Below are 22482 nucleotides of genomic sequence, written 5' to 3'. Positions count from 1 at the left end.
TGCGGGCTTTCTCGCGGCTCCCACACCACAGCGCCCACACGCGCGCCTCAGCGGGCCACCGAACCGCCGGTGCTAGCCTGACCACGCCAGCGACGACCAGAGAGGGCACAACGTGCAGACTCCCGAGCCGGTGCGCAGACGCATCCACATCGACCTCCGCGCGATCCGCGAGAACTCGACCCGACTCCTCGGTTCGGAGACGGCCAGCTACGCCGACCTGCGCGCAGACGCCTACGGCCATGGCGCTCTCCGCGTCGCAGAAGCACTCGACAGCGAGGGATACGACGGCTTCATCGTCTCCCCTGGGCTCGAGCGCGCCTCCCTGTCGCATCTGAGCACGAAGCTGCTCGACGCGGACTCCGTGAACTCCGACAGGATCACGGGCGGCTCCCTGTTCGGGCTCACGGATCGCGCCTACCGGCCCGCGATGCGCGTGAGCGCCGAGATCCTGGCCGTGAAGGATGTCGGAGCCGGCGAGGGCGTGTCCTACGGGTACAGCTACGTCACGACGGAAGCGACGCAGCTCGCACTCGTCGGCGTCGGCTACGCCCACGGGGTTGTCCGCCGTGCCTCGAACACCGCATCCGTGCTCATCGGCGGGAAGACGCGCACCATCGTCGGCGCCATCTCGATGGACCAGTTCTCCGTCGACCTGCTCGGCGCAGAAGCGCAGCCGGGCGAGCTGGCGACCCTCTTCGGCGACCCGGCCGTCGGCGAGCCGAGCATCCTCGACTGGCAGCATGCGACCGGCCTGCGAGCTGCGGCCATCGCGAGCCGGATGAGTCCCCGATTCGAACGGAGCTACACATGAGCCGCGCAACGGCGCACGTCGATCTCGAGGCCATCAGCCACAACATCAGCGCCCTGAAGGAGCTTGCCTCCGGCTCGCAGTTCATGCTTGCCGTCAAGTCGAACGCCTATGGGCACGGCCTGCACGAGGTCGTGCGCACGGGGCTGGAGGCTGGGGTCTCCTCCTTCGGCGTTCTGGAGTCGACCGCGGGGATCGATCTCCGCGCTGCAGGCGTGGAGGTACCCCTCTTCGCCTGGATGCATGGCCAGGACACCGACTTCGCGGCCGCGGCAGAAGCGCGAGTCGACCTCGGCGTGCAGACGTTCTGGCAGCTGGAGGCGATTGCGGCGAGCGACGCGGCGCGCACACCACGAGTGCACCTCAAGATCGACACCGGCCTGCACCGCGGGGGCGCCGACCAGCCGCGCTGGGCCGAGTTCGTCACGGAGGCCCTCAGGCTGCAGTCGCTCGGCAAGCTCGAGGTCGTCGCCGCGTGGAGCCATCTCTCTGACACCTCGCACAGTGCCGACCTCGCATCGACGGCCCTGTTCGAGGCCGCCGTCGACGAGGCCAGAAGCCTCGGCGCGGAGTTCGAGCTCCTCCATCTCGGAGCGAGCGCGGCCGTCATCGATCTGCCCGAGGCGCACTTCGACCTCGTGAGGGTCGGCATCGCCGCCTACGGCATCTCGCCGTTCGGCGATCGAAGTGCGGCGGACCTCGGGCTGAGGCCGGCCATGCAGCTGCGAGCCCCGGTCCTGGATGCACGCCACGGCCTCGCGAGCATCGCCGTGGGCTTCGGCGACGGTATCCAGTCCGACCCCGACTCAGGCGCCTACGTGGTTGTCGATGGACACGTCGCACCGGTCGTCGAGGTGGGCGTCGACGAGACGGTCGTCGCGCTCCCGAGCGATGCTGATGGCATCTCGGCGGGCGCACCCTGCATCGTCTTCGGCGACGGCTCGCAGGGAGAGGCGACCGCGGAGCAGTGGGCGGTGTGGGGCGAAACCGTCGGCGACGAGATCGTGACGGGACTCACCTCCCGCGTCTCGCGGAGCTTCAGCCGCCGCTGAGCGACGCGCTGGCGTGCGCTGAGGCACGCCAGCGCCTCGGTCAGACAGTCAGACGGTCAGACAGCTAGGTCAAACCGCTGGAGCGGACACGCCGATTCTCCGCATCAACGCGTGGCGTGCGTTCTGCGACCAGCCGTCGAGTCGTTCCAGTTCCGCTCCGCCGTCGCCGAGCGTGCGGTCAGCATCGTGACGATGCACGGCCTGCTGCAGGAGCTGGTCTGCCAGCGTGGGGTTCAAGGCCAGGATGGGGCCGTGCAGGTGCGTGCCGATCGCGCCCAGGCGCTGCACGCCCTCGGCTCCGCTGTTCTCCGCAGCTGAGCCGCCGTTGCCGAAGCCACGGACAACCTCGCCGAGCGGCTCCGACCCCGCGTCGAGGGAGGTGACGGCATTGTGGTTCGCGAACCCCGCGAGGAGTCCACCCGGGGTGCGCACGACCGTCTCCGCGACGCTCTGCGCCGGCTCCCGGACAGCCCTGGAGGCGAAGACGCCGAGACCGGTGAGCTCGCCGTCATCGTGGGTGATGCTCGATCCGAGCAGCTCCCACCCTCCGCCGATCGCGAGCAGCGGCAGGCCAGCCGCGACGAGGTCGCGGAGCTGCTCAGCGTGCTGCAGCGCGTCAGCCTGCACCGTCTGCACGGCAGCAAGAGGGCCGGAGCCGACGTGCAGCAGGTCGATGTCGCCGGGCAGCGAGGCCGCCCCACGTCCGACGTTCACCACTTCGACATCGAAGCCGCGCACGCGCGCACGCTTCGCGAGCACCGTGACGTTGCCGACATCTCCGTTGATTCCGAGCTCCACCGGGTAGAGGTGAGCGATTCGCAGCTTCATGAGTTGACCTTCCCCTCGATACCCGATTGCCCGAGTCGTCGGCGAATCGACATCATCTGCTCGTAGTTGACGATCATGGTCTTCATGCCGCGGCTGGGCTTGGGCAGTGCCAGGAACTTCTCGAGCGCCTCCCCGAGGCTGGGCTCCACGAGACCGACCGGAATGTCGCCGTAGCCGAGCCTCGTCGCGATCTGCCAGGCCTTCGTGCCGGAGACAACGTCGACGTGCTCGAGGCGGCTGAGATCGGCACCGAAGATCCAGGACGGGTCGGGGGTTCCCTCGTCGACGGAGACGAACACCTGCTCCGGAGCCTCCTCGAGCGCATCGAGGTTCATCTGCAGGCTCGGCGGGTTCTTCATCATGATGATCTCGATGTCCTCCCCGCGGACGCTCATCACCTCACCACGCCCGTACACGGTCTGCGACTCGCCGAGCGCCTCCGCGACAAGCGCGGGAACGAAGGAATCGCCGAGGATGCGCTGAGCAGTCGCCGCTGCACCAGCAGCATCGAGCGCGTAGTGCAGGCCACGCGCGGGGAGACGGATCTCCAGCTCCTCGTCGCCGATCCGCAGCGTCGCATCGCGCCCCTGCAGTGCCACGACCTGCACGGCGCGCTCGCCTGCGGCGACCTCGACGCTCGCGGCTGAGATGTCATCGAAGTTCGAGAGACCATTCGGGGACTGCTCGATGAGCTCAGGTGCGACCCCGAACCAGGTCACCGGCGCATCCAGCGAGACGGGAAGTCCGCGAAGCGATGCGTCATCGGCGTTCAGGACGCTGAAGTCGCCGCATGCGGCCGCGATGGTCCTGAGGAACTCAGTGACCCGAGACGGGTCGTAGAAGCGGTTCAGCTGATCGACCTGCACGTTGAGGAGCAGCACCCCGCGTGGATGCAGGTGCGGGAGGAGGCGGGGCCCGTAGGCCTCGTCGACCTCGAGGACAGCGATGTCCGCTCGCAGGTTGCCGTTGACGTCGACATCCGGGAGCATCGACGACGCGATGCCCTGCGGGAGGTTGCCGCCGGAGGAGTTCGTGAACACCCTGAGCCCGTGCCGCCGAAGCATGCGGGTCAGGAAGTGCGTCGTCGTCGACTTGCCGTTCGACCCGGAGACGAAGATGACGCCGAGCGGGAGCTTCGCCACGGCCGTCTCGAGGAAGTCCGGGGAGATGGCGAGCGCCACTCTGCCGGGGACTGCTGAGCCGCCTCCGCGGAGACGCATCGCTCCGCGCGCGCTCCGTCCGAGACCGACGGCGATCATCCGCCGCAGCTTGCCACCCATGCACACTCCTCATCCTGCGCAACCACGTGCGCGTCAGCGTCTGCGGCGAGAATCCCCCGGCTCGCCGACCGCGGCCAGTATCTCACGCGCCCACGACGGACCCCGGGTCGTCACGCGGGTGAAACACTGCTACGCGCAGGGCGAACCTGACCGCCGAAAGCACACGGGAATCCGGTGCCCGTGCTCTAATTGTCCTGATCGGCAGATCACTGAAGCTTTGGAGGCATCATGACGGAAAGCACAACGGCCCTGCGCACCGACTCGGCGCCAATTGCCGCAACAGACCGTTGCGACGCGTGTGGAGCTCAGGCCTACGTCCGCGTCCAGCTGAGCGCCGGCGAACTCCTCTTCTGCGCGCACCACGCGACGCGCCACGAAGAGAAGCTTCGCAAGCAGGCGGTCGCCTGGCACGACGAGACCTCGCGCCTGCACGGCGAGAAGGCTGCGGCTGGTCAGCCGGCGGAGTAGCCGCCACCGAGACACCACCGCGGTTCGACCGCGTACGACGAAGGCCCGGATGCAAGCATCCGGGCCTTCGTCGTACTGGATTCGTGCCTACTCGAGGTAGTCGCGCAGCGACTGCGAGCGTGACGGGTGACGCAGCTTCGCCATCGTCTTCGACTCGATCTGGCGGATACGCTCGCGGGTCACGCCGAACGTGTCGCCGATCTGGTCAAGCGTCTTCGGCATGCCGTCTCCGAGGCCGAAGCGCATGCGGATGACGCCAGCTTCGCGCTCTGCAAGCGAGTCGAGCAGCGACTCGAGCTGACGCTGCAGCATCGTGAAGCTCACTGCGTCGGCTGGAACGACAGCCTCGGTGTCCTCGATGAGGTCACCGAACTCGCTGTCGCCGTCTTCACCAAGCGGGGTGTGGAGCGAGATCGGCTCGCGACCGTACTTCTGCACCTCGACGACCTTCTCGGGCGTCATGTCGAGCTCCTTGGCGAGCTCCTCAGGCGTGGGCTCGCGACCGAGGTCCTGCAGCATCTGGCGCTGCACGCGAGCCAGCTTGTTGATGACCTCGACCATGTGCACCGGGATGCGGATCGTGCGCGCCTGGTCGGCCATTGCGCGCGTGATCGCCTGACGGATCCACCAGGTGGCGTACGTCGAGAACTTGAAGCCCTTCGTGTAGTCGAACTTCTCGACTGCACGGATGAGGCCCATGTTTCCCTCCTGGATCAGATCCAGGAACTGCATGCCGCGACCCGTGTACCGCTTGGCGAGGCTCACGACCAGTCGGAGGTTGGCGCCGAGGAGGTGGCTCTTCGCGCGATCGCCGTCACGAGAGACCCACTTGAGCTCGCGAACGAGCTGCTTGTCGAGCTCGCCCTCCTGCTCCTTGAGCTTCTCGGCGGCGAACAGGCCCGCCTCGATGCGCATGGCGAGGTCGACCTCTTCGGCCGCGTTCAGCAGTGCGACCTTTCCGATCTGCTTCAGGTAGTCCTTGACGGGGTCGGCCGTCGCGCCGGTGATCGCAGCGGAGTAGACCGGGGTCTCTTCCTCGTCGTCACTCGGCGTGAGCACGATGGCACCCTTGACGCGCGCCTTCTCGGAGTCGGCCTTCGCGTCCTTCGGGTCGGCCGGCTTGACCGAGTCGTCGTCGGAGTCGACGGCATCGGACGCATCCGCGTCGACATCGACCTCTTCGATCTCGCCTTCTTCGACGCCGTCTTCCGGCTCGTCGCCTTCAGCCTTCTTCTTCGTCGCCGCCCGCTTGCGGGGCGCAGCCTTGGCTGGCGCGCCCTCCGAGGCAGTCGCTGCCTTGCGCTTCGCAGGTGCGCGCTTCGCGGCAGGCTTCTTGGTGCCCGCTGCTTCGTCAGCTGCGCTCTCGGTCTCGACAGCGGCACTCGATTCGGCGCTCGCCTTCTTGACCGGCGCTGCGCGCTTGCGCGCTGGCGCCTTCTTGATGTCCTCGGTTGCTTCTGCAGTAGCCGTGGTAGCTCCCGTGCGTGTCGCCATGTTCAGACCCCTCTCGTCACGGTGCGGGCATAAGGAAGGCCCTTGTCAAGTCTGCGCAGAGGCAGACCCGCAGGGTCCATCCGTTGATTATGGCACGGTTTCGGGAGAAACCTTGGATTCACGCGTGACATTCACATCCCACGCCTGCCCGACCCGAACCATCTCCTGCCTATTGCAACCCAGAGCGGGTCGATGATTATTCCCTCATCGCGCGCCATGCGGCCCCTCGTGCGTCGTCTGCTGAGCAGCAGGCCGCTCAGCCCGATGAGCATGATGCCGGGGATCACCCAGAACGCGAGCTTGTACTGCTGCCAGTCCACTGCTCCCGCCACGCCGATGCCGAGCCCGTCCAGCGAGATGCCGATCAGGAACATGGTCGTGAAGCTCGCGACGAAACCCCCGACGTTCACGATGCCGGACGCCGATCCGAGGCTCGAAGCGGGGTTGAAGGTGCGAGCGTAGTCGAAGCCGATCGCCGAGCCCGAGCCGCCGATGCCCATCACGACCAGGAGCACGATCAGGAGCCAGAGCGGCGGCAGGCCGGGCCACAGGAGCATCGCCACCCAGACGCCCAGGATGAGCAGGGCGCAGATCAGCACGAGGTTGGAACGCCGGAGCGGGTATCGCCCCGTGAGCACCCCGAGGAATGGGCCGAGGACCATTCCCGCGAGCACGATCACGGGGAGCAGCGACGAGGCAAGGGCCGGCTCCAGCCCCATGCCCTGCGTCATGAGCGGGAACCCCCACAGCAGGCCGAAGACCGTTCCAGGGAACTGCGTCGTGAAGTGCGCCCAGAATCCGAGCCTCGTCCCCGGGCGGCGCGCGGCCTGGGCGACTTTCCCCATGACGCCACGGACGCTGATCGCCTCGCCGGCTCTGCGCAGCTCCGGGCTGTCCCGCAGGAACACCGCGACCGCGACCGAGGTGATCAGTGCGAGGCTTGCGACGGAGAGGAACGCCGGCGTCCAGGACGTGGACCGCAGCAGGAAGCCGAACGGGACAGCAGAGAGCACCTGTCCCAGCTGGCCGAGGTTGCCGTACCACTGCACGAAGACCGGCACCCGCCGCGGCGGGAACCACGCGGCGATGATCCGGAGCCCTGAGACGAAGGTCGTCGCGTCCCCGGCACCGACGAGCATCCGGCCCATGACCGCGACACCGAGTTCCGGCGCAAGCGCCACGATCAGCTGCCCTCCGGACATGAGCAGCGCCCCGACGAGGATGAGCCTCGACGGCCCGAATCGGTCGAGCAGCATGCCGACCGGAATCTGCAGGGCGGCATAGACCGCCAGCTGCGCGACGGCCAGCGTCGACAGCGCAGCGGCCCCGACCTCGAAACGCTCGCTGGCGAGCACGCCGGCGACCCCGAGTGACGATCGCTGCGTGACGGCGACCATGTAGGCGATCGCCGTGATGGCGAACATCGCGGGAGCAAGGCGGCGGTTCATCTGAACTATTGTCTCGCGTCCCGCCACCGGGACACGCCACACGGCGCGGACGAGAAGGCCGTCACACCGAAACGGTCACCGGGACGAACCCGGGCAGGACCTCAGGCGTCGTCGTCGCGGCCAAGCGCCAGATAGCGCTCGATCTCCGCGGCGAGCTGGTCTGCAGAGGGCAGCTCGCCGGCCGCGTCCTCGAAGTCGTTGGTCACCGCGAGATTCTGCAGGTAGGCGTCGTGCTGCGTCTCGAGGGCGTGGATGAGCTTCTGCCCATCCGGATTGGACTCGAGCTCGGCATCGACGCCAGCGCGGAACGTGCGATCCCGCTCACGCAACGCCTCGGTGGCGATCATGCGACCGGTCGCGCTTCCCAGGGCGGACAGCGCCGCGACCGCGCCCGCCGGCACCGAGGAGTCGGCGACGTAGTGCGGAATCAGCATCGCGAGGCTCAGAACGGGATGGCCGAGCTCCTCAGCCCGAACCTGGAAGTACTGCATGACGTGAGCCGGCGCCTCGGTCGTCGGGTTCCACACCGAGAGGGAATCCACGAGCTCCTCGCGATTGCCGGTCGCGGCGATGCGAATGGGACGCGTGTGGGGAACCGGCATGGGCACGGCGTGCACCCAGGTCGTCGAGGAGACCTCGAGCGCGTCGACAGCATCCACGAGTGCCTCGCTGAACAGCCGCCACCGGTAGTCCGGTTCGAAGCCAGAGAGGAACAGGAACTCCTGGCCGAGCTCGTCGGCGACGAGCCTGAGGTCGAGACGAGGTGACGACACGGACTTCACTCGACCATTCGAGACGGACACGATCGGGCGCCGCGCGCGGTAGTCGTAGAGCTCGTCGACATCGAACTCCGCGACGATCCGGGCGTCCTCGTCGAGACCGATGATCTCGTCGGAGACCTGCGCCGCCACGGCTCCGGCGTCGTGACCGCCACGCAGCGCGACGATGAGGGGCAGGCCTGCAGGGACGTCATGCCATGCGGCAGCCACTCGGAAGATGCGCTCAGTCTCGCTCATAGCTCCAATGCTAGGTCGGAAGGCTGACGTTGGTACGGGCGTTCGCGCTTGGCGCACGAGACGGCAGGCGTGGCTCCACGCGCTCGCAATATGCTGGCCTGCATGACGCTTGCCACCCTGGAACTCGCCGAATCCGCTCCCGATGCACAGCTGCTGGTGCTCCCCGTGATCCGACTGGAGGAATCGCTCACCGTCTCGGCTCCCGCCGGGCTGCCGGATCTCGAGCGGTATCTCGAGGCCACGGGCTTCCTCGGCAAGAGCGGCGAGACGCAGAAGATCGCCATCCCGGTCGAGGGCGGTGTCCGGGCGGCCATCGCCCTCGGTCTCGGCGACGCAAGCGACGAGGAGCAGGCGAGGCGAGCAGGAGGTGCCCTGGCTCGCGCAGTCGCCACCTCGGCCATCTCCATCGATGTCGACGCCCTCGACCCCGCGATCCGCGAGGCAGTCCTCCTCGGCGCCGTCCTTGCCAGCTACCGCTTCACGCCTTACAAGTCCGAGGAAGATGACACCGCGCTGGCGACGATCAGCATCGTGACTGCCGACGAGGCTCGCGCATCCGCCGAGATCGCCAGGGTGAGCGCCATCGCGTCGTCCGTCGCTCTGGTCCAGGATGCCGTCAACACGCCACCGAACGACCTCCCTCCCGCTGCCCTCGCCGACATCGCGGTGCGCGTCGCAGAGTCGAAGGGCATCGAGTCCCGGGTCTGGGACGCCGAGCAGCTGCGCGATGGGGGCTTCGGCGGCCTGACGGCCGTCGGACAGGGCTCCTCGCGCGGCCCACGTCTCGTCCGTCTCGACTACCGGCCGGAGGGCGCGCAGCTGCACGTCGCGCTCGTCGGGAAGGGCATCACCTTCGACACGGGCGGGCTCTCGCTCAAGCCGGCCGGCTCCATGGTCGGCATGAAGTTCGACATGGCCGGAGCGGCGACGATCGTCGGCGTTCTCCAGGCCGCGGTCGAGCTCGACATCAAGGTCGCCATCACGGGCTGGCTCTGCATCGCCGAGAACATGCCTTCGAGCACGGCCACACGCCCCGACGACGTCGTGACGATCTACGGCGGCAAGACCGTCGAGATCACCAACACCGACGCAGAGGGCCGCATCGTCATGGCCGACGGCATCGCCGCAGCCAGCGAAGAGCACCCCGACCTCATCATCGACATCGCGACGCTGACCGGCGCCCAGATCGTCGCCCTCGGCGACCGCACCACCGCGGTCATGGGCAACGACGACGCCTGGATCAGCAGCGTCATCGAGGCATCGCGCTCGATCGGCGAGCCCTCCTGGGCGATGCCCATCCCGGAGGAGGTCGGAGAAACGCTCAAGTCCCCCGTGGCTGACCTCGCCAACATGCGCTCCGGCAACCGCTCGGCCGGCATGCTCGTCGCGGCCGCGTTCCTCGAGCGCTTCGTCGGCGAGCGAGCCGACGGCGAAGGCACCATCCCCTGGGTGCACCTCGACATCGCGGGCCCCTCGAACAACACCTCGACCGCCTACGGCTACGTCCCCAAGGGCGCCACCGGCGTCATGGTGCGAACGCTCATCGCACTGCTCGAGTCCCGTTCCTGAGCTGGTTATTCCTGCCAGTTCGACGCGTGTAGGCTTCCCTGAGGGGTAATTTCGCCGCGCGTGGCGACCAGAAACCGGCCGCCGCTTCTCTATGAATTCCATTGAGGGAGTTTTCCGGGTGTCAGAACACAATTTCGACCTCGTCGTCCTTGGCGGAGGAAGTGCGGGATACGCCGCAGCTATCCGCGCCGTTCAGCTGGGCTCAACCGTCGCTCTGGTTGAGAAGGACAAGCTCGGAGGCACCTGCCTCCACCGTGGCTGCGTGCCTACCAAGGCCATGCTCCACGCGGCAGAGCTTGCCGACAACGCACACGAGGCATCATCGGTCGGCGTGCTCACCGAGTTCCAGGGCGTCGACATCGTGAAGGTCAACGCCTTCCGCGAGGGAATCGTCGCCAGCAAGTTCAAGGGCCTCCAGGGCCTCCTGAAGGCCAAGGGCGTCACCGTCTTCCAGGGAGAGGGCAAGCTCGTCTCCCCTACGACCGTCCAGGTCGGGGACGACACGCTCACGGGCAAGAACGTCGTCCTCGCAACCGGGTCCTTCTCGCGTTCGCTGCCGGGCCTCGAGATCTCGGGCAACGTCATCACGAGCGAGCAGGCGCTCGAGCTCGAGTGGCTCCCGAACCGCGTCGTCATCCTCGGCGGCGGCGTCATCGGCCTGGAGTTCGCCAGCGTCTGGCGCTCGTTCGGCGTCGAGGTCACGATCGTCGAGGGCCTCAAGCACCTCGCTCCCGCTGAAGAGGAGTCCGTCTCCAAGCAGCTCGAGCGCGCCTACAAGAAGCGTGGCATCGACTTCAAGCTCGGCGTCCGCTTCAAGGGCGTCACGCAGGACGAGTACGGCGTGCACGTCGAGCTCGAGTCGGGCGACGTGCTCGACGCCGACCTGCTCCTCGTCGCGGTCGGTCGCGGCCCCGTGACCGACGGCATCGGCCTCGAAGAGGTCGGCGTCACGACGGACCGCGGCTTCGTGCCCGTCGACGAGACGCTGCAGACCAACGTCCCCGGCGTCTACGCCATCGGCGACATCGTTCCCGGCCTTCAGCTCGCGCACCGCAGCTACCAGCACGGCATCTTCGTCGCCGAGCAGATCGCCGGCCTCAACCCCGTGCAGGTCGAGGACATCAACATCCCGAAGATCACGTACTCCGACCCGGAGATCGCATCCGTCGGCTACTCCGAGGCGAAGGCGAAGGAGAAGTTCGGCGACGACGCCATCTCCACGGCCGAGTACAACCTCGCGGGCAACGCGAAGAGCTCGATCCTCGGCACAAGCGGCACCGTCAAGCTCGTGCGCGTCAACGACGGCCCGATCGTCGGTGTCCACATGATCGGCGGCCGCGTCGGCGAGCTCGTGAGCGAAGCTCAGCTCATCGTCAACTGGGAGGCCTACCCAGAGGACGTCGCGCACCTCATCCACGCCCACCCGACGCAGGGTGAGACGATCGGCGAGGCAGCGCGTCTGCTCGCCGGAGTCCCGCTGCACGCCCTCTGACCAGCCAGAACCACTCAAGGAGAACCCACATCATGAGCGAAGACGTAACGCTCCCGGCACTCGGCGAGAGTGTCACCGAAGGAACCGTCACCCGCTGGCTGAAGAGCGTCGGCGACACCGTCGAGGTCGACGAGCCACTGCTCGAGGTCTCGACGGACAAGGTCGACACCGAGATCCCGTCGCCCATCGCCGGCGTCCTCGAGGAGATCCTCGTTGGCGAAGACGAGACCGTCGAGGTCGGCGCAGTGCTCGCTCGCCTCGGCGACGGCTCCGGCGCGTCGTCCTCCGACGACAGCGCTCCTGCGGCCGAAGAGGCTCAGGCCGAGCCCGAGGTCGAGGAAGCAGCCGAGTCGACCTCGCAGCCCGCCGCGGCTCCCGAGGCCGAAGAAGCCCCTGCAGACAAGGAAGACGAGGGCTACGCAGAGCCGGCTCCCGAGAAGGAGACGACGTCTGAGGCTCCCGCCAAGCAGGCCGCGACCCCTGCCGCGCAGACGGCGCAGCAGTCCGCTTCCGCTCCGAAGCCGCCGGCGCAGCCCAAGCAGCCTTCGCAGCCCAAGCAGGCTGGTGAGACGGCGCAGGCCGCCTCGAGCTCCGACCCCCGCTACGTCACGCCGCTCGTTCGCAAGCTCGCGGCAGACGCTGGCGTCGACCTCTCGAAGGTCCAGGGCACCGGAGTCGGCGGGCGCATCCGCAAGGAAGACGTCGTCGCCTTCGCTGAGTCGAGCAAGTCCGCAGCTCCGGCAGCGGCAGCCTCGGCCGGCACCCCCGGCGAGCCCACTCCGTTCGAGGTCTCCGAGCTGCGTGGCACGACGGCGAAGATGTCGCGTCTCCGCAAGGTCGTTGCCGAGCGCGCTGTCGCTTCGATGAACTCGACGGCCCAGCTCACGACGGTCGTCGAGGTCGACGTGACTCGCATCGCGCAGCTGCGTGACCGCGTCAAGGGCGACTTCCACGCGAAGACGGGCAACAAGCTCTCGTTCCTGCCGTTCTTCACCCTCGCGGCGGCAGAAGCGCTCCAGAGCTTCCCGATCATCAACTCCACGGTCGACGGAGACTCCATCGTCTACCCGGAGTCCGAGAACATCGCCATGGCGGTCGACACCGAGCGCGGCCTGCTCACGCCGGTCATCAAGAAGGCGTCGCAGTTCGACATCGCCGGCCTCGCAGGCCAGATCGCTGACCTCGCCGAGCGCACGCGTGACAACAAGCTGCTCCCGGACGAGCTTGCCGGCGGAACGTTCACGGTCACGAACACGGGCTCGCGCGGCGCGCTGTTCGACACGCCCGTCGTCTTCCTCCCGCAGAGCGCGATCCTCGGGACCGGGATCGTCGCGAAGCGTCCCGCTGTCGTGAAGACGGCAGACGGCCAGGAGTCCATCGCGATTCGCTCACTGGTCTTCCTCGCGCTGAGCTACGACCACCGCATCATCGACGGTGCCGACGCGGCTCGCTTCCTCTCGCAGGTGAAGAACCGCCTCGAAGAGGGCGCGTTCGAAGGACAGCTCGGACTCTAGAGCCGTCACTGAGGAGCTGCCGCTCCTCGGACATCCCGCAGACGCCAGCCGGCCTCCCCACGAGCAATCGTGAGGGAGGCCGGTGGTGTCTCTGCGGCCTGGATCGCGTCCGCCGGCCACAGATCCACCACGACGAGGTCGCCGTAGCGATCCCTGAGTGTCGCCGCTGTCAGTCCCGCGAGCTGGTCTGCTGCGCCCCCACCGCGGGCGAGGTCCGCGTGCAGGCCCGGCGCGTCACTCTGGTACACCTCCTCGAGACAACCGGCGGTCTCGCTGGCAAGGCACTCGGCCCGCCGCTCGACCAGGGCCAGCACGGCGACGGTCGGATCGTCCGCCATGGCGCGTGCGCGCCAGTCAGGGGCCCCAGCTGAGTCGGCGACGGGCATCGTCTCGTTCACCGGCGGGTTCCCGGAGCTCGGAGGGCCCGACTCAGCGGTCTGGGCGGGCCGAGCATCGCTCGTTGGCACGCTCGGAGCCGAATCCTCTCCCCCACCAGGTGCCTCACCGAGCACCCCCAGCGTCGCGGCGCAGATGCACAGGACCACTGCGGCAGCTGCCGCGATGCGAAAAGGCAGCCTGATGGTGCCCAGCGTGCGGCGCAGGAAACCGGGCTGCCGACGCGCCCGCTGCCGCCTCCTGCTCCGCCCATCGCGAGACGCCCGCTGATCGGGAGCCTCGGGGCGATCTCGACGTCTGGCTTCCCCTCGGGCCCGCACGGAGTGCCCGAGGCGGACGTCTCTGCCTGCAGCGCCTGCCTCGGCGAAGTCCCCGCCTGCGTCGTCGTCATCGCCGTCGAGCAGCGAACTGGTCAAGCGGCGTGTGTCGGCACCCGCAGGATCGAAGTCATCGTGCCCGCCGGTAGCCGGAGCCACGTGCGGCAGCGTCGACTCATGCGCCAGCAAGGCCCGACGTGGAGAGCGCTCTCCCGCAGCCGGGTCCTGGATGTCACTTGCATCGTGCCAGGCGAAGAGCGCGTCGAGCAGGCGCTCGGGCAGCTCAGCATCCACATCACCGCTCAAGCACCTGTCGAGTTCGCGCTCGAGTGCCGCCGGCAGCTCGAGCTCGGTCGGCAGCTGCGCGAGGACCAGATCGGCGAAGCCCTCGAAGGCCTTCCAGTCGCGGACGATGCCGGGCTGCAGCCGGTCGTCGAACCCCTCGAGGCGTGACAGCGTGTCCCACCTCTTGACGACGGGTCGCCCCTGAGCGGTGAGCCGAACGTCCTCGAGGCCCAAGCCGCCGAGAGCGAGGCCCGCTCGGTGAAGCTCGGCGAGCGTCTCGGCGAGCGGGGCGAGGATCGTCACGATCTCACCGGTCGCGAGGGGGTATGGCCGGTCGAGCAGCTCCCCCACGCTGGATCCGATCGTCGCCTCGAGTACCGCCACGGCCTCTCGGCGATCCGTCAGACCAATGTCGAGCAGCACGGGGATGCTCGGGGCGCTGACCTCGTCGAAGACCTCGCAGAGCTCGGTGAGCGTCGGTCCCCCGCTCGCCTCGACCTCCACGACAAGCTCAACCGTGCCGTTGAGAGCTGCGGCAGGAAGCTGCGGTTGCGAGACGCCTGCTGCCCCGGAGAGCCATTCCTCCTCATCCGGTGCCGCCTGCTCCCTCGACACCGCCAGGAGGCGATGCCAGGCGCCGGTATCGTCGAGCACCTCGACGACCCGCCAGCCCACGACGTCGAAGCACTCGGGGCGGTCGAGGCGGTCGGTTCCCGGCAGATTTCTGGCTCGCACAACGGGAGTCTGACGGTCCCCACACCAGCGGAGTGCACCAGCTTCATCGTCTGTGGAGAAGTCGTCACGAGTCCGAATGTGAATACGGGGTGAAGTGCCGGTATTCTGGATGCACTATGGCGAACTCTCCACAAGCCAGCGCAGCAGCGGAAAAAGAACCAGGTCGCTTCAAGCAGATCTGGCAAGTCCTCAAGATGACGGTCAAGTACGACAAGACCGCACCTTGGATCATGGCCGCTGCCGTGCTCGTCCCCCTGATCATCGCAGCGCTCGTGAGCATCTTCCTGCCTGGATCGAACGCGCTCATCTGGATCCTCACGATGATCCTCGGCCTCATGGTCGGCGTGCTCCTCTTCATGTTCACGCTGAACTGGCGCGCCGAGCGGGTGGCCTTCGGGCAACTCGAAGGGCGCGCCGGTGCAACCGGCCAGGTGCTCACCAGCGCCATGCGCGGAACCTGGCAGACCAGCGAGATGCCGGTCGCCTTCAACGCGAAGACGCAGGATGCGGTCTACCGTGCGATCGGCAAGCCCGGCGTTGTCATCCTCACCGAGGGCAGCAAGTCCGGCACCAAGCGACTGCTCGACGACGAGCGCCGCAAGACCGCGCGAATCCTGCCGAACGTGCCCATCCACCACTTCCACGTGGGGACGGGCGCCGACGACGTGAAGCTCGTCAAGGTCCGCAAGACCCTCAACAAGCTCCCGAAGAAGCTCACCAAGCCGGAGATCGTCGCCGTGACGAGCCGACTCAAGGCGCTCGGCAGCAACGCGCTTCCGATCCCCAAGGGCATTGACCCGATGCGGATGCGCTCGTCGCGTTCGCAGATGCGCTGATCCGCAGCATCCCCGCCAGAGACTCGCCCTGTCGCTCTACACGAGCCGCAGGGCGAGTTTTGTCATGATGTCGTGGCCGCCGCGCTGGTCGCTGTCCCAGACGAGCATGGGCAGCACGAGCGTCACGAGGAGCTGGCGGATGAGGGGACGCACGTAGCCGGGGGCTGAGCCATCGAGTCTGGTCACGCGCATCCGGAACAGCAGGTGTCCCGCCGAACCCCCGAAGAGCATGATGCCCACGGAGCTCATGGAGAAGAAGAGGAGCAGGATCGCGATCGACTCGTAGTCGAAGAAGAGGAACGCGACGCCGGCAGCGAGGGCGTAGTCCACGATGAGGGCGGGGATGCGTCGGCGCATGGGCCCAATCGAGCCTCGCCCTTCCTCGGGGTAGCCGAGGCGGTAGCCCGGGTAGCGGTTGTTCTCCGGGCGTGCGAACTCCGGACTGCTTGACTGTGCGGGCATCCGGACAGTTTACCTTCGCAATCCGAGCCTCCTCGGTGCCCGATCGCCCCTGCATATCACGCTCTGCGTAACGTGCACGAAACATAACAGTGACCAAGGGGCAACAGCGAGTGGTTAGCTTGTGACAGGACCCCGTCCGCCAACACCTTCGACACGACCCGGAGAAGCCATGTTCAAAGAACCGTCTGAAGTCCTCGCCTATATCGCCGATAACGATGTCAAGTTCCTCGACATCCGCTTCACCGACCTCCCGGGTGTGCAGCAGCACTTCAACATCCCCGCGTCGACCGTCGACGAGGAGTTCTTCTCCGTCGGCCAGCTCTTCGACGGCTCCTCGATCCGCGGTTTCGCGTCGATCCACGAGTCGGACATGCAGCTCATCCCCGACGTGACGACCGCGTACCTCGACCCGTTCCGTGACGCCAAGACCCTGATCATGGTCTTCGACATCTACAACCCGCGCACCGGTGAGATCTACCACCGCGACCCGCGCCAGGTCGCGAAGAAGGCTGTCGACTACCTGTCCTCGACGGGCATCGCCGACACAGCGTTCTTCGCTCCCGAGGCCGAGTTCTACATCTTCGACGACGTGCGCTACTCCGTGACGTCGAACCAGAGCTTCTACTCGGTCGACTCCGAAGAGGGCGCCTGGAACTCCGGCCGCGAAGAAGAGGGCGGCAACCTCGGCAACAAGACGCCGTTCAAGGGTGGCTACTTCCCCGTCTCCCCCGTCGACAAGACGGCAGACCTGCGCGACGACATCACGCTCAAGCTCATCGAGGCTGGTTTCATCCTCGAGCGCTCGCACCACGAGGTGGGCACCGGCGGGCAGCAGGAGATCAACTACCGCTTCGACACGATGGTCAGCGCTGCAGATGACATCCTGAAGTTCAAGTACATCGTCAAGAACACCGCTGAGCAGTGGGGCAAGTCGGCCACGTTCATGCCGAAGCCGCTCTACAACGACAACGGCTCGGGCATGCACACGCACCAGTCGCTCTGGAAGGACGGCGAGCCGCTCTTCTACGACGAGGCCGGCTACGGTTCGCTCTCCGACACGGCTCGCTGGTACATCGGCGGTCTGCTTGCGCACGCCAACTCGCTCGCGGCGTTCACCAACCCGACGACGAACTCCTACCACCGCCTGGTGAAGGGCTTCGAGGCTCCCATCAACCTGGTCTACTCGGCAGGAAACCGCTCGGCTGCGATCCGCATCCCGATCACGGGCTCCAACCCGAAGGCGAAGCGCATCGAGTTCCGCGCACCGGACGCCTCGGCCAACCCGTACCTCGCGTTCGCGGCCCAGCTCATGGCCGGCCTCGACGGTATCCAGAACCGCATCGAGCCGCACGAGCCCGTCGACAAGGACCTCTACGAGCTTCCCCCGGAAGAGGCGAAGAGCATCCCGCAGCTCGCCACCTCGCTGCCTGAGGCGCTCGCAGCTCTCGAGGCTGACCACGAGTACCTCACCAAGGGCAACGTCTTCACGCCGGAGCTCATCGAGAACTGGATCAACTACAAGACGGTCAACGAAGTGCAGCCGCTCGCGCAGCGCCCGCACCCGTACGAGTTCGAGCTCTACTACGGCGTCTAACTCGTCGCGGTAGCTCCACGCCCGGCCTGTCTCGCACTCTGCGAGGCGGGCCGGGCGTTTTGCGCGTGGCGATGTGCACGCCGGCACCTCCGTGCCTTCCAGGTAGGCGCTGGACGGCATGGCAGGCTGGGTGGATGGATGAAGCAGAACTCCACGAGCAGGCTCTGGCCGCGATCGACCACCACAAGCGGCTCGCCGCGAGCATCCACGCCGCGGCCGTCCGTCGGCTCTCGTCCGAGCCGCAGAGCGAGGACTGGCACCGGCACAACGCGGACGTCGACAGTGCCATCGACGAGCTCCTCGCCCACGAGTTCACGACGCCGAAGTCCGCGTTGCAGGCACTCGCCTCGCACGAGGCCCAGCACGCCGTCGGCATCGGCAGGCAGTCCGGCCTCGACGCGGTCCTGATCGCCGACAGCCTCGAGCGCGCCATCATCGAGCAGCAGTCCGCGCAGTCCTAAGTCGAAGGCTCTCAGTCCTCGCTCTCGTCCGCGTCTGACGGAGCAAGGAGCGGGCGGCTACTCGCCGTAGAAGAGTCGCTCGAAGACGCGACGAGCGCGGCGGGTCTCCCCGAGGTAGTCGTCCTCGAGGTGCGGGCCCGAGCCCGGCGCGTAGCCCAGTGCACGTGCCACTGCATCGAGCGTCGGACCGTCCTGGGGCAGCAGGTCGGACTGCTTGTTCGTCGCCAGGTACAGCGCCGAGCGCACCCGCGAGGCCAGCAGCCAGGCGTCGCGCAGCTGATTGGCGTCGGTCGGCGTCAGCAGCTCCTCGTCCTGTGCGGCGTCGATGGTGCCGAGCGTCGATGTCGTCCGAAGGGACGTGCGATGCGTCGCGTGCTGCAGCTGCAGGGTCTGGGCGAGCCACTCGACGTCGCTCAGCGAGCCGCGCCCGAGCTTGAGATGTCGCGTTGGATCCGCTCCCTGCGGCAGCCGCTCGTTCTCGACTCTCGCCTTGATGCGCCGTACCTCGCGAAGGCCGTCCTCGGACAGCTCCTTGCCGTACCGGACCTCGTCGACGAGGTCCATGAACCGGTCACGCACGTTGGCATCCCCGACGACGTCGTGGGCACGCAGCAGCGCCTGGGTCTCCCAGCCGAGCGACCAGCGGGCGTAGTAGCTGCGATAGGCGGACAGCGACCGGACGAGGGGCCCGGACTTGCCCTCAGGGCGGAGCCCCGCATCCAGGTCGATCGGCATGCGCGGGTCGGCCGTGAACTCCACGATCCGGTGCACGAGCGACAGGGCTCGCCGACTCGCGAGGTCGGGGTTCTCGAAGTCGCCCTTCTCGAAGACGTAGAGGACGTCGAGATCCGAGCCGAAGCCGAGCTCGCGACCGCCGTAACGGCCCATGGCGATGATCGCGAACGGAGGGTACTCGACCTTGTCGATGCGTCGGACCGCGTCGTACGCACCGTGGAGCGTCGCCGTCGCGATGTCGGAGAGACCCGCGCCCGTCTGCTTGATGTCGATGAGGCTGAGGAGACCGCCGATGGCCAGGCGCAGGACCTCGCGCCGACGGAACGTGCGAAGGGCCCTCCGAAGGGCAACCTCGTCGTCGTGGCGGCGGATCGTGGTGGCGACCTCGTCGAGCAGCGCGGTGAGGGTGCGGGGCTTCAGCTGGGCGTCGTCGTCCAGCCACTTCACCGCCTCCGGGTAGAGCTCGAAGAACTCTGCTGCGAACTTCGAACCGGAGAGCAGCTGCGTGAGCCGCTTGGCCGCCGCCGAGCTGTCGCGCAGGAGCCTCAGGTACCACGCGGTGTCGCCGAGCCGCTCCGAGAGCTTCCTGAAGGCGAGGAATCCGCTGTCGGGGTCGCTGCCCTGCGAGAACCAGTCGATGAGCACCGGCAGCAGCGTGCGCTGCATGATCGCTCTGCGGGACACCCCCTTCACGAGCGCAGTGATGTGCGCGAGCGCGCCCCGCGGGTCGAGGAATCCGATGGCGCGCAGGCGAGCCTCCGCCTGGTCCGAGCTCAGCGCGAACCCCTCCGTGGGCAGCGCCGCGACCGCGGAGAGCAGTGGGCGATAGAAGACCTTCTCGTGCAGACCGCGGACACGGAGCTTCACCCGCTGCCACTCGTCGGTGAGCTCGCGTGAGTTCGCGAAGCTCGCCGAGCGAGCCAGGACGGCACGTTCGATGTCGCTCGTCGGCATGAGGTGCGTGCGCCGCAGGGCACGCAGCTGGATCCGGTGCTCGAGCAGGCGAAGGAACTCGTAGTCGGAGGAGAACTGATTCGCGTCGTCGCGCCCGATGTAGCCGCCCTCGCTGAGCGCCTCGAGCGCCGCGAGCGTCGACCGTTCCCTCACGGTCTCGTCATGCTGACCATGCACGAGCTGAAGGAGCTGGACGGTGAACTCGATATCGCGGAGCCCGCCAGGTCCGAGCTTGATCTGCAGATCGACTTCCTCTGCAGGGATGTGCTCGGTCACGCGCTCGCGCATCGCCCGTACCTGGTCGACGAAGTCCGCGCGGCTGGCGCTCGCCCAGATCAGCGGCTCGACGCGGCGCTCGAATTCCTCTCCGAGCCTCAGGTCGCCCGCCATGGCCCTGGACTTGATGAGTGCCTGGAACTCCCAGTTCTTCGCCCACCGCTCGTAGTAGCGCGCGTACGAGTCGATCGTGCGCACCAGGGCGCCGTCCTTGCCCTCGGGCCTGAGGTTCGCATCCACCTCCCAGAGCGCTGGCTCGATGTCCGTCGAGTCGATGACGCGCATCGTGAGGCTGGCGAGCCTCGTGCCGATCTCGACGGCCTTCGGGACAGCGACGCGCTCCGGATCGGACGATTCGGCGACGAACATGATGTCGACGTCGCTGATGTAGTTGAGCTCCTCGGCGCCGGCCTTGCCCATGCCGATCACCGAGAGGCGAACGCACTCGACGTCCTCGGCAGGGAAGCGTCCGAATCCGCTCGGTGGCGCCTGGGTCTCTGCACGGGCGACCATGATCGCGGCATCCAGCGTCTCTCCCGCGAGGTCGGCAAGAGCACGACTCACCTCGCGGACGCATCCGCGCTGGTCGTCCTGGGCCAGGTCGAAGGCGGTGATGCGGGCCAGTTCGGTGCGGTAGCGGATGCGGAGCGAGCGAATCGCCTCAGAGCCCGTGATCTGCGCGACAGCCATGCCGAATCCGCCGTCGGCGTCTGCCTGGTCGGCGTCGACGCCGACACTCGCCGCCATCCGGCGCTGCAGCTCGGCGCGAGTCGGCAGCTCGGACTCGCCGGACTGCACGACCTCCATCGTGCGCGGGTGGCGCAGGAAGAACTCGGCCAGGCCTGTCGACGCCCCGAGCAGACGGACGACGGTCTTGGCGTTGGGTCGCTCCGCGAACAGCGAGTCGACGGCACTCGGGTGCTGCCGCGCGAGATACACGAGCCACTGGAGCGCCTGGTCCGGATCGGCGACGCGCTCGTCGACGACGGAGAACACGTCGTCTGCCCGCACCCCGGTCAGCTCGGCGAGCTCCACAAGGCGCGGCTCGGCTTCGCTGGGCGCAGCGAAACCCGCCCTCGCGAGGCGCGTTCGCAGACCGTCAGAGCGCACGGCTTACAAGGAGTGCAGGTTCGAGGCGAGCTCGAACGGCGTCACCTGAGCGCGGTACTGCTTCCATTCCGCACGCTTGTTCGCGAGGAAGTAGGCGAAGACCTGCTCTCCGAGCGTTTCGGCGACGAGCTCCGAGTTCTCCATGATGGCGATGGCCTCGTTGAGGCTCGAGGGCAGCGGGTCGAAGCCGAGCACGCTGCGCTCACGCGGCGACATCTCCCAGATGTCTCCCTCGATCTCGGCCGGGAGCTCGTACTCCTCCGACACGCCCTTGAGGCCGGCCGAGAGCAGGACCGCATACGCGAGGTACGGGTTGGCCGCAGAGTCGATGCCGCGGTACTCGACCCGAGCCGAGCCGCCCTTGTTGGGCTTGTAGGTCGGGATGCGCACGAGCGCAGAGCTGTTGTTGTGGCCCCAGCACGCGTAGCTCGGGGCCTCGTCTCCGCCCCAGATGCGCTTGTAGGAGTTGACGAACTGGTTCGTCACAGCCGTGATCTCCGGCGCGTGCTTGAGGAGACCCGCGACGAAGTGCCTGCCGATCTTCGACAGCTGGTACTCGGCGCCCGGCTCGTGGAACACGTTCGTGTCGCCCTCGAAGAGCGAGACGTGCGTGTGCATGCCGCTGCCAGGGTGCTGCCACATCGGCTTGGGCATGAACGTGGCGTACACGCCCTGCTCGATGGCGACTTCCTTGACCACGGTGCGGAACGTCATGACGTTGTCGGCCGTGTTGAGCGCATCCGAGAACCTGAGGTCGATCTCGTTCTGGCCTGGGCCAGCCTCGTGGTGGCTGTACTCGACCGAGATGCCCAGGTCTTCCAGGATGCGCACTGCGCGACGACGGAAGTCGTGAGCGGTTCCGCCTGGCACGTTGTCGAAGTAGCCAGCGTTGTCTGCCGGCACCGGCTCGCCGCTGAGTGCCTCGTCGGACTTCAGCAGGTAGAACTCGATCTCGGGGTGCACGTAGAAGGTGAAGCCCTGCGCCGACGCCACGTCCAGCGCGCGGCGAAGCACGCGTCGCGGGTCTGTGACCGAGGGCTGCCCGTCCGGAGTGGAGATGTCGCAGAACATCCGAGCGGTCGGGTCGATCTCACCGCGCCACGGGAGCATCTGGAACGTCGACGGATCCGGGTGCAGGAGCATGTCGGCCTCAGACCGCCTCGTGAACCCCTCGACGGCAGAGCCGTCGAGTCCGATGCCCTCGTTGAAGGCACCCTCCACCTCCGCCGGTGCGATTGCCACGGACTTCAGTGTTCCGAGAACATCCGTAAACCACAGGCGGATGAACTTGATCCCGCGCTCCTCGATCTGGCGGAGTACGAAGTCCTGCTGCTTGTCCACTCGGGCTCCAA

The 22482-nt window shown here is 67.5% G+C and carries 18 protein-coding genes; 9 read left to right on the top strand and 9 right to left on the bottom strand.

The window, feature by feature from the left end; all coding sequences use genetic code 11:
• The first annotated feature begins 130 nt into the window (after positions 1-130).
• On the top strand, positions 131-811 hold the full coding sequence (locus C5E05_RS20315) for an alanine racemase C-terminal domain-containing protein (protein WP_219819482.1): 681 nt from the start codon (positions 131-133) through the stop codon (positions 809-811).
• Positions 808-1860 carry an alanine racemase gene (locus tag C5E05_RS02295; protein WP_104340997.1) on the top strand — a complete coding sequence of 351 codons (1053 nt, stop codon included), beginning with the start codon at positions 808-810 and terminating at the stop codon, positions 1858-1860. Before C5E05_RS20315 ends, C5E05_RS02295 begins: the two co-directional genes overlap by 4 nt.
• Before the next feature lie 69 nt (positions 1861-1929).
• Here C5E05_RS02295 and C5E05_RS02290 read toward each other — a convergent pair whose 3' ends face one another.
• Positions 1930-2688, bottom strand: a complete 759-nt coding sequence (locus tag C5E05_RS02290) for a type 1 glutamine amidotransferase (protein WP_104241353.1) — start codon at positions 2686-2688, stop codon at positions 1930-1932.
• Positions 2685-3968, bottom strand: coding sequence for a Mur ligase family protein (locus C5E05_RS02285; RefSeq protein ID WP_228496586.1), 1284 nt, complete (start codon positions 3966-3968; stop codon positions 2685-2687). The genes C5E05_RS02290 and C5E05_RS02285 overlap by 4 nt, the downstream gene beginning before the upstream one ends.
• A gap of 228 nt (positions 3969-4196) precedes the next feature.
• Here C5E05_RS02285 and C5E05_RS02280 point away from each other — a divergent pair, with 228 nt between their 5' ends.
• Positions 4197-4436, top strand: coding sequence for a hypothetical protein (locus C5E05_RS02280; protein ID WP_104241354.1), 240 nt, complete (start codon positions 4197-4199; stop codon positions 4434-4436).
• A gap of 87 nt (positions 4437-4523) precedes the next feature.
• Here the strand turns inward: C5E05_RS02280 and C5E05_RS02275 are convergent, their stop codons facing one another.
• From C5E05_RS02275 to C5E05_RS02265, 3 genes are all read right to left on the bottom strand, one after another.
• Positions 4524-5930, bottom strand: a complete 1407-nt coding sequence (locus tag C5E05_RS02275; protein ID WP_104241355.1) for an RNA polymerase sigma factor — start codon at positions 5928-5930, stop codon at positions 4524-4526.
• Between the two features lie 131 nt (positions 5931-6061).
• Positions 6062-7378: a nitrate/nitrite transporter gene (locus C5E05_RS02270; protein ID WP_104241356.1), complete on the bottom strand. Its 1317-nt coding sequence runs from the start codon at positions 7376-7378 to the stop codon at positions 6062-6064.
• 101 nt (positions 7379-7479) lie between these two features.
• Positions 7480-8394, bottom strand: coding sequence for a proteasome assembly chaperone family protein (locus C5E05_RS02265; protein WP_104298722.1), 915 nt, complete (start codon positions 8392-8394; stop codon positions 7480-7482).
• A 102-nt stretch (positions 8395-8496) separates the two neighbouring features.
• Here C5E05_RS02265 and C5E05_RS02260 point away from each other — a divergent pair, with 102 nt between their 5' ends.
• The 3 genes from C5E05_RS02260 to sucB all read left to right on the top strand — a co-directional run bounded on the left by C5E05_RS02260 (position 8497) and on the right by sucB (position 12969).
• Positions 8497-9963, top strand: coding sequence for a leucyl aminopeptidase (locus C5E05_RS02260; protein WP_104341193.1), 1467 nt, complete (start codon positions 8497-8499; stop codon positions 9961-9963).
• Positions 9964-10054: 91 nt separating this feature from the next.
• Entirely contained in the window at positions 10055-11455 is a 1401-nt protein-coding gene (lpdA, locus tag C5E05_RS02255) for a dihydrolipoyl dehydrogenase (protein WP_228496588.1), read from the top strand.
• 32 nt (positions 11456-11487) lie between these two features.
• Positions 11488-12969: a 2-oxoglutarate dehydrogenase, E2 component, dihydrolipoamide succinyltransferase gene (sucB, locus tag C5E05_RS02250; protein ID WP_104241359.1), complete on the top strand. Its 1482-nt coding sequence runs from the start codon at positions 11488-11490 to the stop codon at positions 12967-12969.
• A 5-nt stretch (positions 12970-12974) separates the two neighbouring features.
• Here sucB and C5E05_RS02245 read toward each other — a convergent pair whose 3' ends face one another.
• Entirely contained in the window at positions 12975-14702 is a 1728-nt protein-coding gene (locus C5E05_RS02245) for a hypothetical protein (RefSeq protein ID WP_146081005.1), read from the bottom strand.
• Between the two features lie 116 nt (positions 14703-14818).
• Between C5E05_RS02245 and C5E05_RS02240 the strand changes: the two genes are divergently transcribed.
• Complete coding sequence (locus C5E05_RS02240; RefSeq protein WP_104298719.1) at positions 14819-15538, top strand: DUF4191 domain-containing protein; 720 nt, start codon at positions 14819-14821, stop codon at positions 15536-15538.
• 36 nt (positions 15539-15574) lie between these two features.
• Here C5E05_RS02240 and C5E05_RS02235 read toward each other — a convergent pair whose 3' ends face one another.
• Complete coding sequence (locus C5E05_RS02235) at positions 15575-16000, bottom strand: RDD family protein (RefSeq protein WP_104241362.1); 426 nt, start codon at positions 15998-16000, stop codon at positions 15575-15577.
• A gap of 169 nt (positions 16001-16169) precedes the next feature.
• Between C5E05_RS02235 and glnA (C5E05_RS02230) the strand changes: the two genes are divergently transcribed.
• The gene (gene glnA / locus C5E05_RS02230) at positions 16170-17594 is read left to right on the top strand and encodes a type I glutamate--ammonia ligase (RefSeq protein WP_068492563.1); all 1425 of its coding nucleotides are present in this window, start codon (positions 16170-16172) and stop codon (positions 17592-17594) included.
• Between the two features lie 134 nt (positions 17595-17728).
• Entirely contained in the window at positions 17729-18055 is a 327-nt protein-coding gene (locus C5E05_RS02225) for a hypothetical protein (RefSeq protein ID WP_104241363.1), read from the top strand.
• Positions 18056-18112: 57 nt separating this feature from the next.
• On the opposite strand, the gene C5E05_RS02220 is transcribed toward C5E05_RS02225, so the two are convergent.
• Both C5E05_RS02220 and glnA (C5E05_RS02215) read right to left on the bottom strand, forming a co-directional pair.
• Entirely contained in the window at positions 18113-21130 is a 3018-nt protein-coding gene (locus tag C5E05_RS02220) for a bifunctional [glutamine synthetase] adenylyltransferase/[glutamine synthetase]-adenylyl-L-tyrosine phosphorylase (RefSeq protein ID WP_104241364.1), read from the bottom strand.
• Between the two features lie 3 nt (positions 21131-21133).
• Positions 21134-22471, bottom strand: coding sequence for a type I glutamate--ammonia ligase (gene glnA / locus C5E05_RS02215; protein WP_104241365.1), 1338 nt, complete (start codon positions 22469-22471; stop codon positions 21134-21136).
• Positions 22472-22482 lie beyond the last annotated feature (11 nt).

Source organism: Pseudoclavibacter sp. AY1H1 (assembly GCF_002931055.1).
Taxonomy (GTDB): domain Bacteria; phylum Actinomycetota; class Actinomycetes; order Actinomycetales; family Microbacteriaceae; genus Pseudoclavibacter.
Note: the sequence above shows the minus strand (reverse complement) of the source record. Positions and strands in the feature narration are given on the sequence as shown.

What these genes read in the sequence shown, in the direction of transcription:
- C5E05_RS02295 (WP_104340997.1), top strand. Translation starts at nt 808, where the DNA reads ATGAGCCGCGCAACGGCGCACGTCGATCTCGAGGCCATCAGCCACAAC.
- C5E05_RS02290 (WP_104241353.1), bottom strand. Translation starts at nt 2,688, where the DNA reads ATGAAGCTGCGAATCGCTCACCTCTACCCGGTGGAGCTCGGAATCAAC.
- C5E05_RS02285 (WP_228496586.1), bottom strand. Translation starts at nt 3,968, where the DNA reads ATGGGTGGCAAGCTGCGGCGGATGATCGCCGTCGGTCTCGGACGGAGC.
- C5E05_RS02280 (WP_104241354.1), top strand. Translation starts at nt 4,197, where the DNA reads ATGACGGAAAGCACAACGGCCCTGCGCACCGACTCGGCGCCAATTGCC.
- C5E05_RS02275 (WP_104241355.1), bottom strand. Translation starts at nt 5,930, where the DNA reads ATGGCGACACGCACGGGAGCTACCACGGCTACTGCAGAAGCAACCGAG.
- C5E05_RS02270 (WP_104241356.1), bottom strand. Translation starts at nt 7,378, where the DNA reads ATGAACCGCCGCCTTGCTCCCGCGATGTTCGCCATCACGGCGATCGCC.
- C5E05_RS02265 (WP_104298722.1), bottom strand. Translation starts at nt 8,394, where the DNA reads ATGAGCGAGACTGAGCGCATCTTCCGAGTGGCTGCCGCATGGCATGAC.
- C5E05_RS02260 (WP_104341193.1), top strand. Translation starts at nt 8,497, where the DNA reads ATGACGCTTGCCACCCTGGAACTCGCCGAATCCGCTCCCGATGCACAG.
- lpdA (WP_228496588.1), top strand. Translation starts at nt 10,055, where the DNA reads ATGAATTCCATTGAGGGAGTTTTCCGGGTGTCAGAACACAATTTCGAC.
- sucB (WP_104241359.1), top strand. Translation starts at nt 11,488, where the DNA reads ATGAGCGAAGACGTAACGCTCCCGGCACTCGGCGAGAGTGTCACCGAA.
- C5E05_RS02240 (WP_104298719.1), top strand. Translation starts at nt 14,819, where the DNA reads ATGGCGAACTCTCCACAAGCCAGCGCAGCAGCGGAAAAAGAACCAGGT.
- C5E05_RS02235 (WP_104241362.1), bottom strand. Translation starts at nt 16,000, where the DNA reads ATGCCCGCACAGTCAAGCAGTCCGGAGTTCGCACGCCCGGAGAACAAC.
- glnA (WP_068492563.1), top strand. Translation starts at nt 16,170, where the DNA reads ATGTTCAAAGAACCGTCTGAAGTCCTCGCCTATATCGCCGATAACGAT.
- C5E05_RS02225 (WP_104241363.1), top strand. Translation starts at nt 17,729, where the DNA reads ATGGATGAAGCAGAACTCCACGAGCAGGCTCTGGCCGCGATCGACCAC.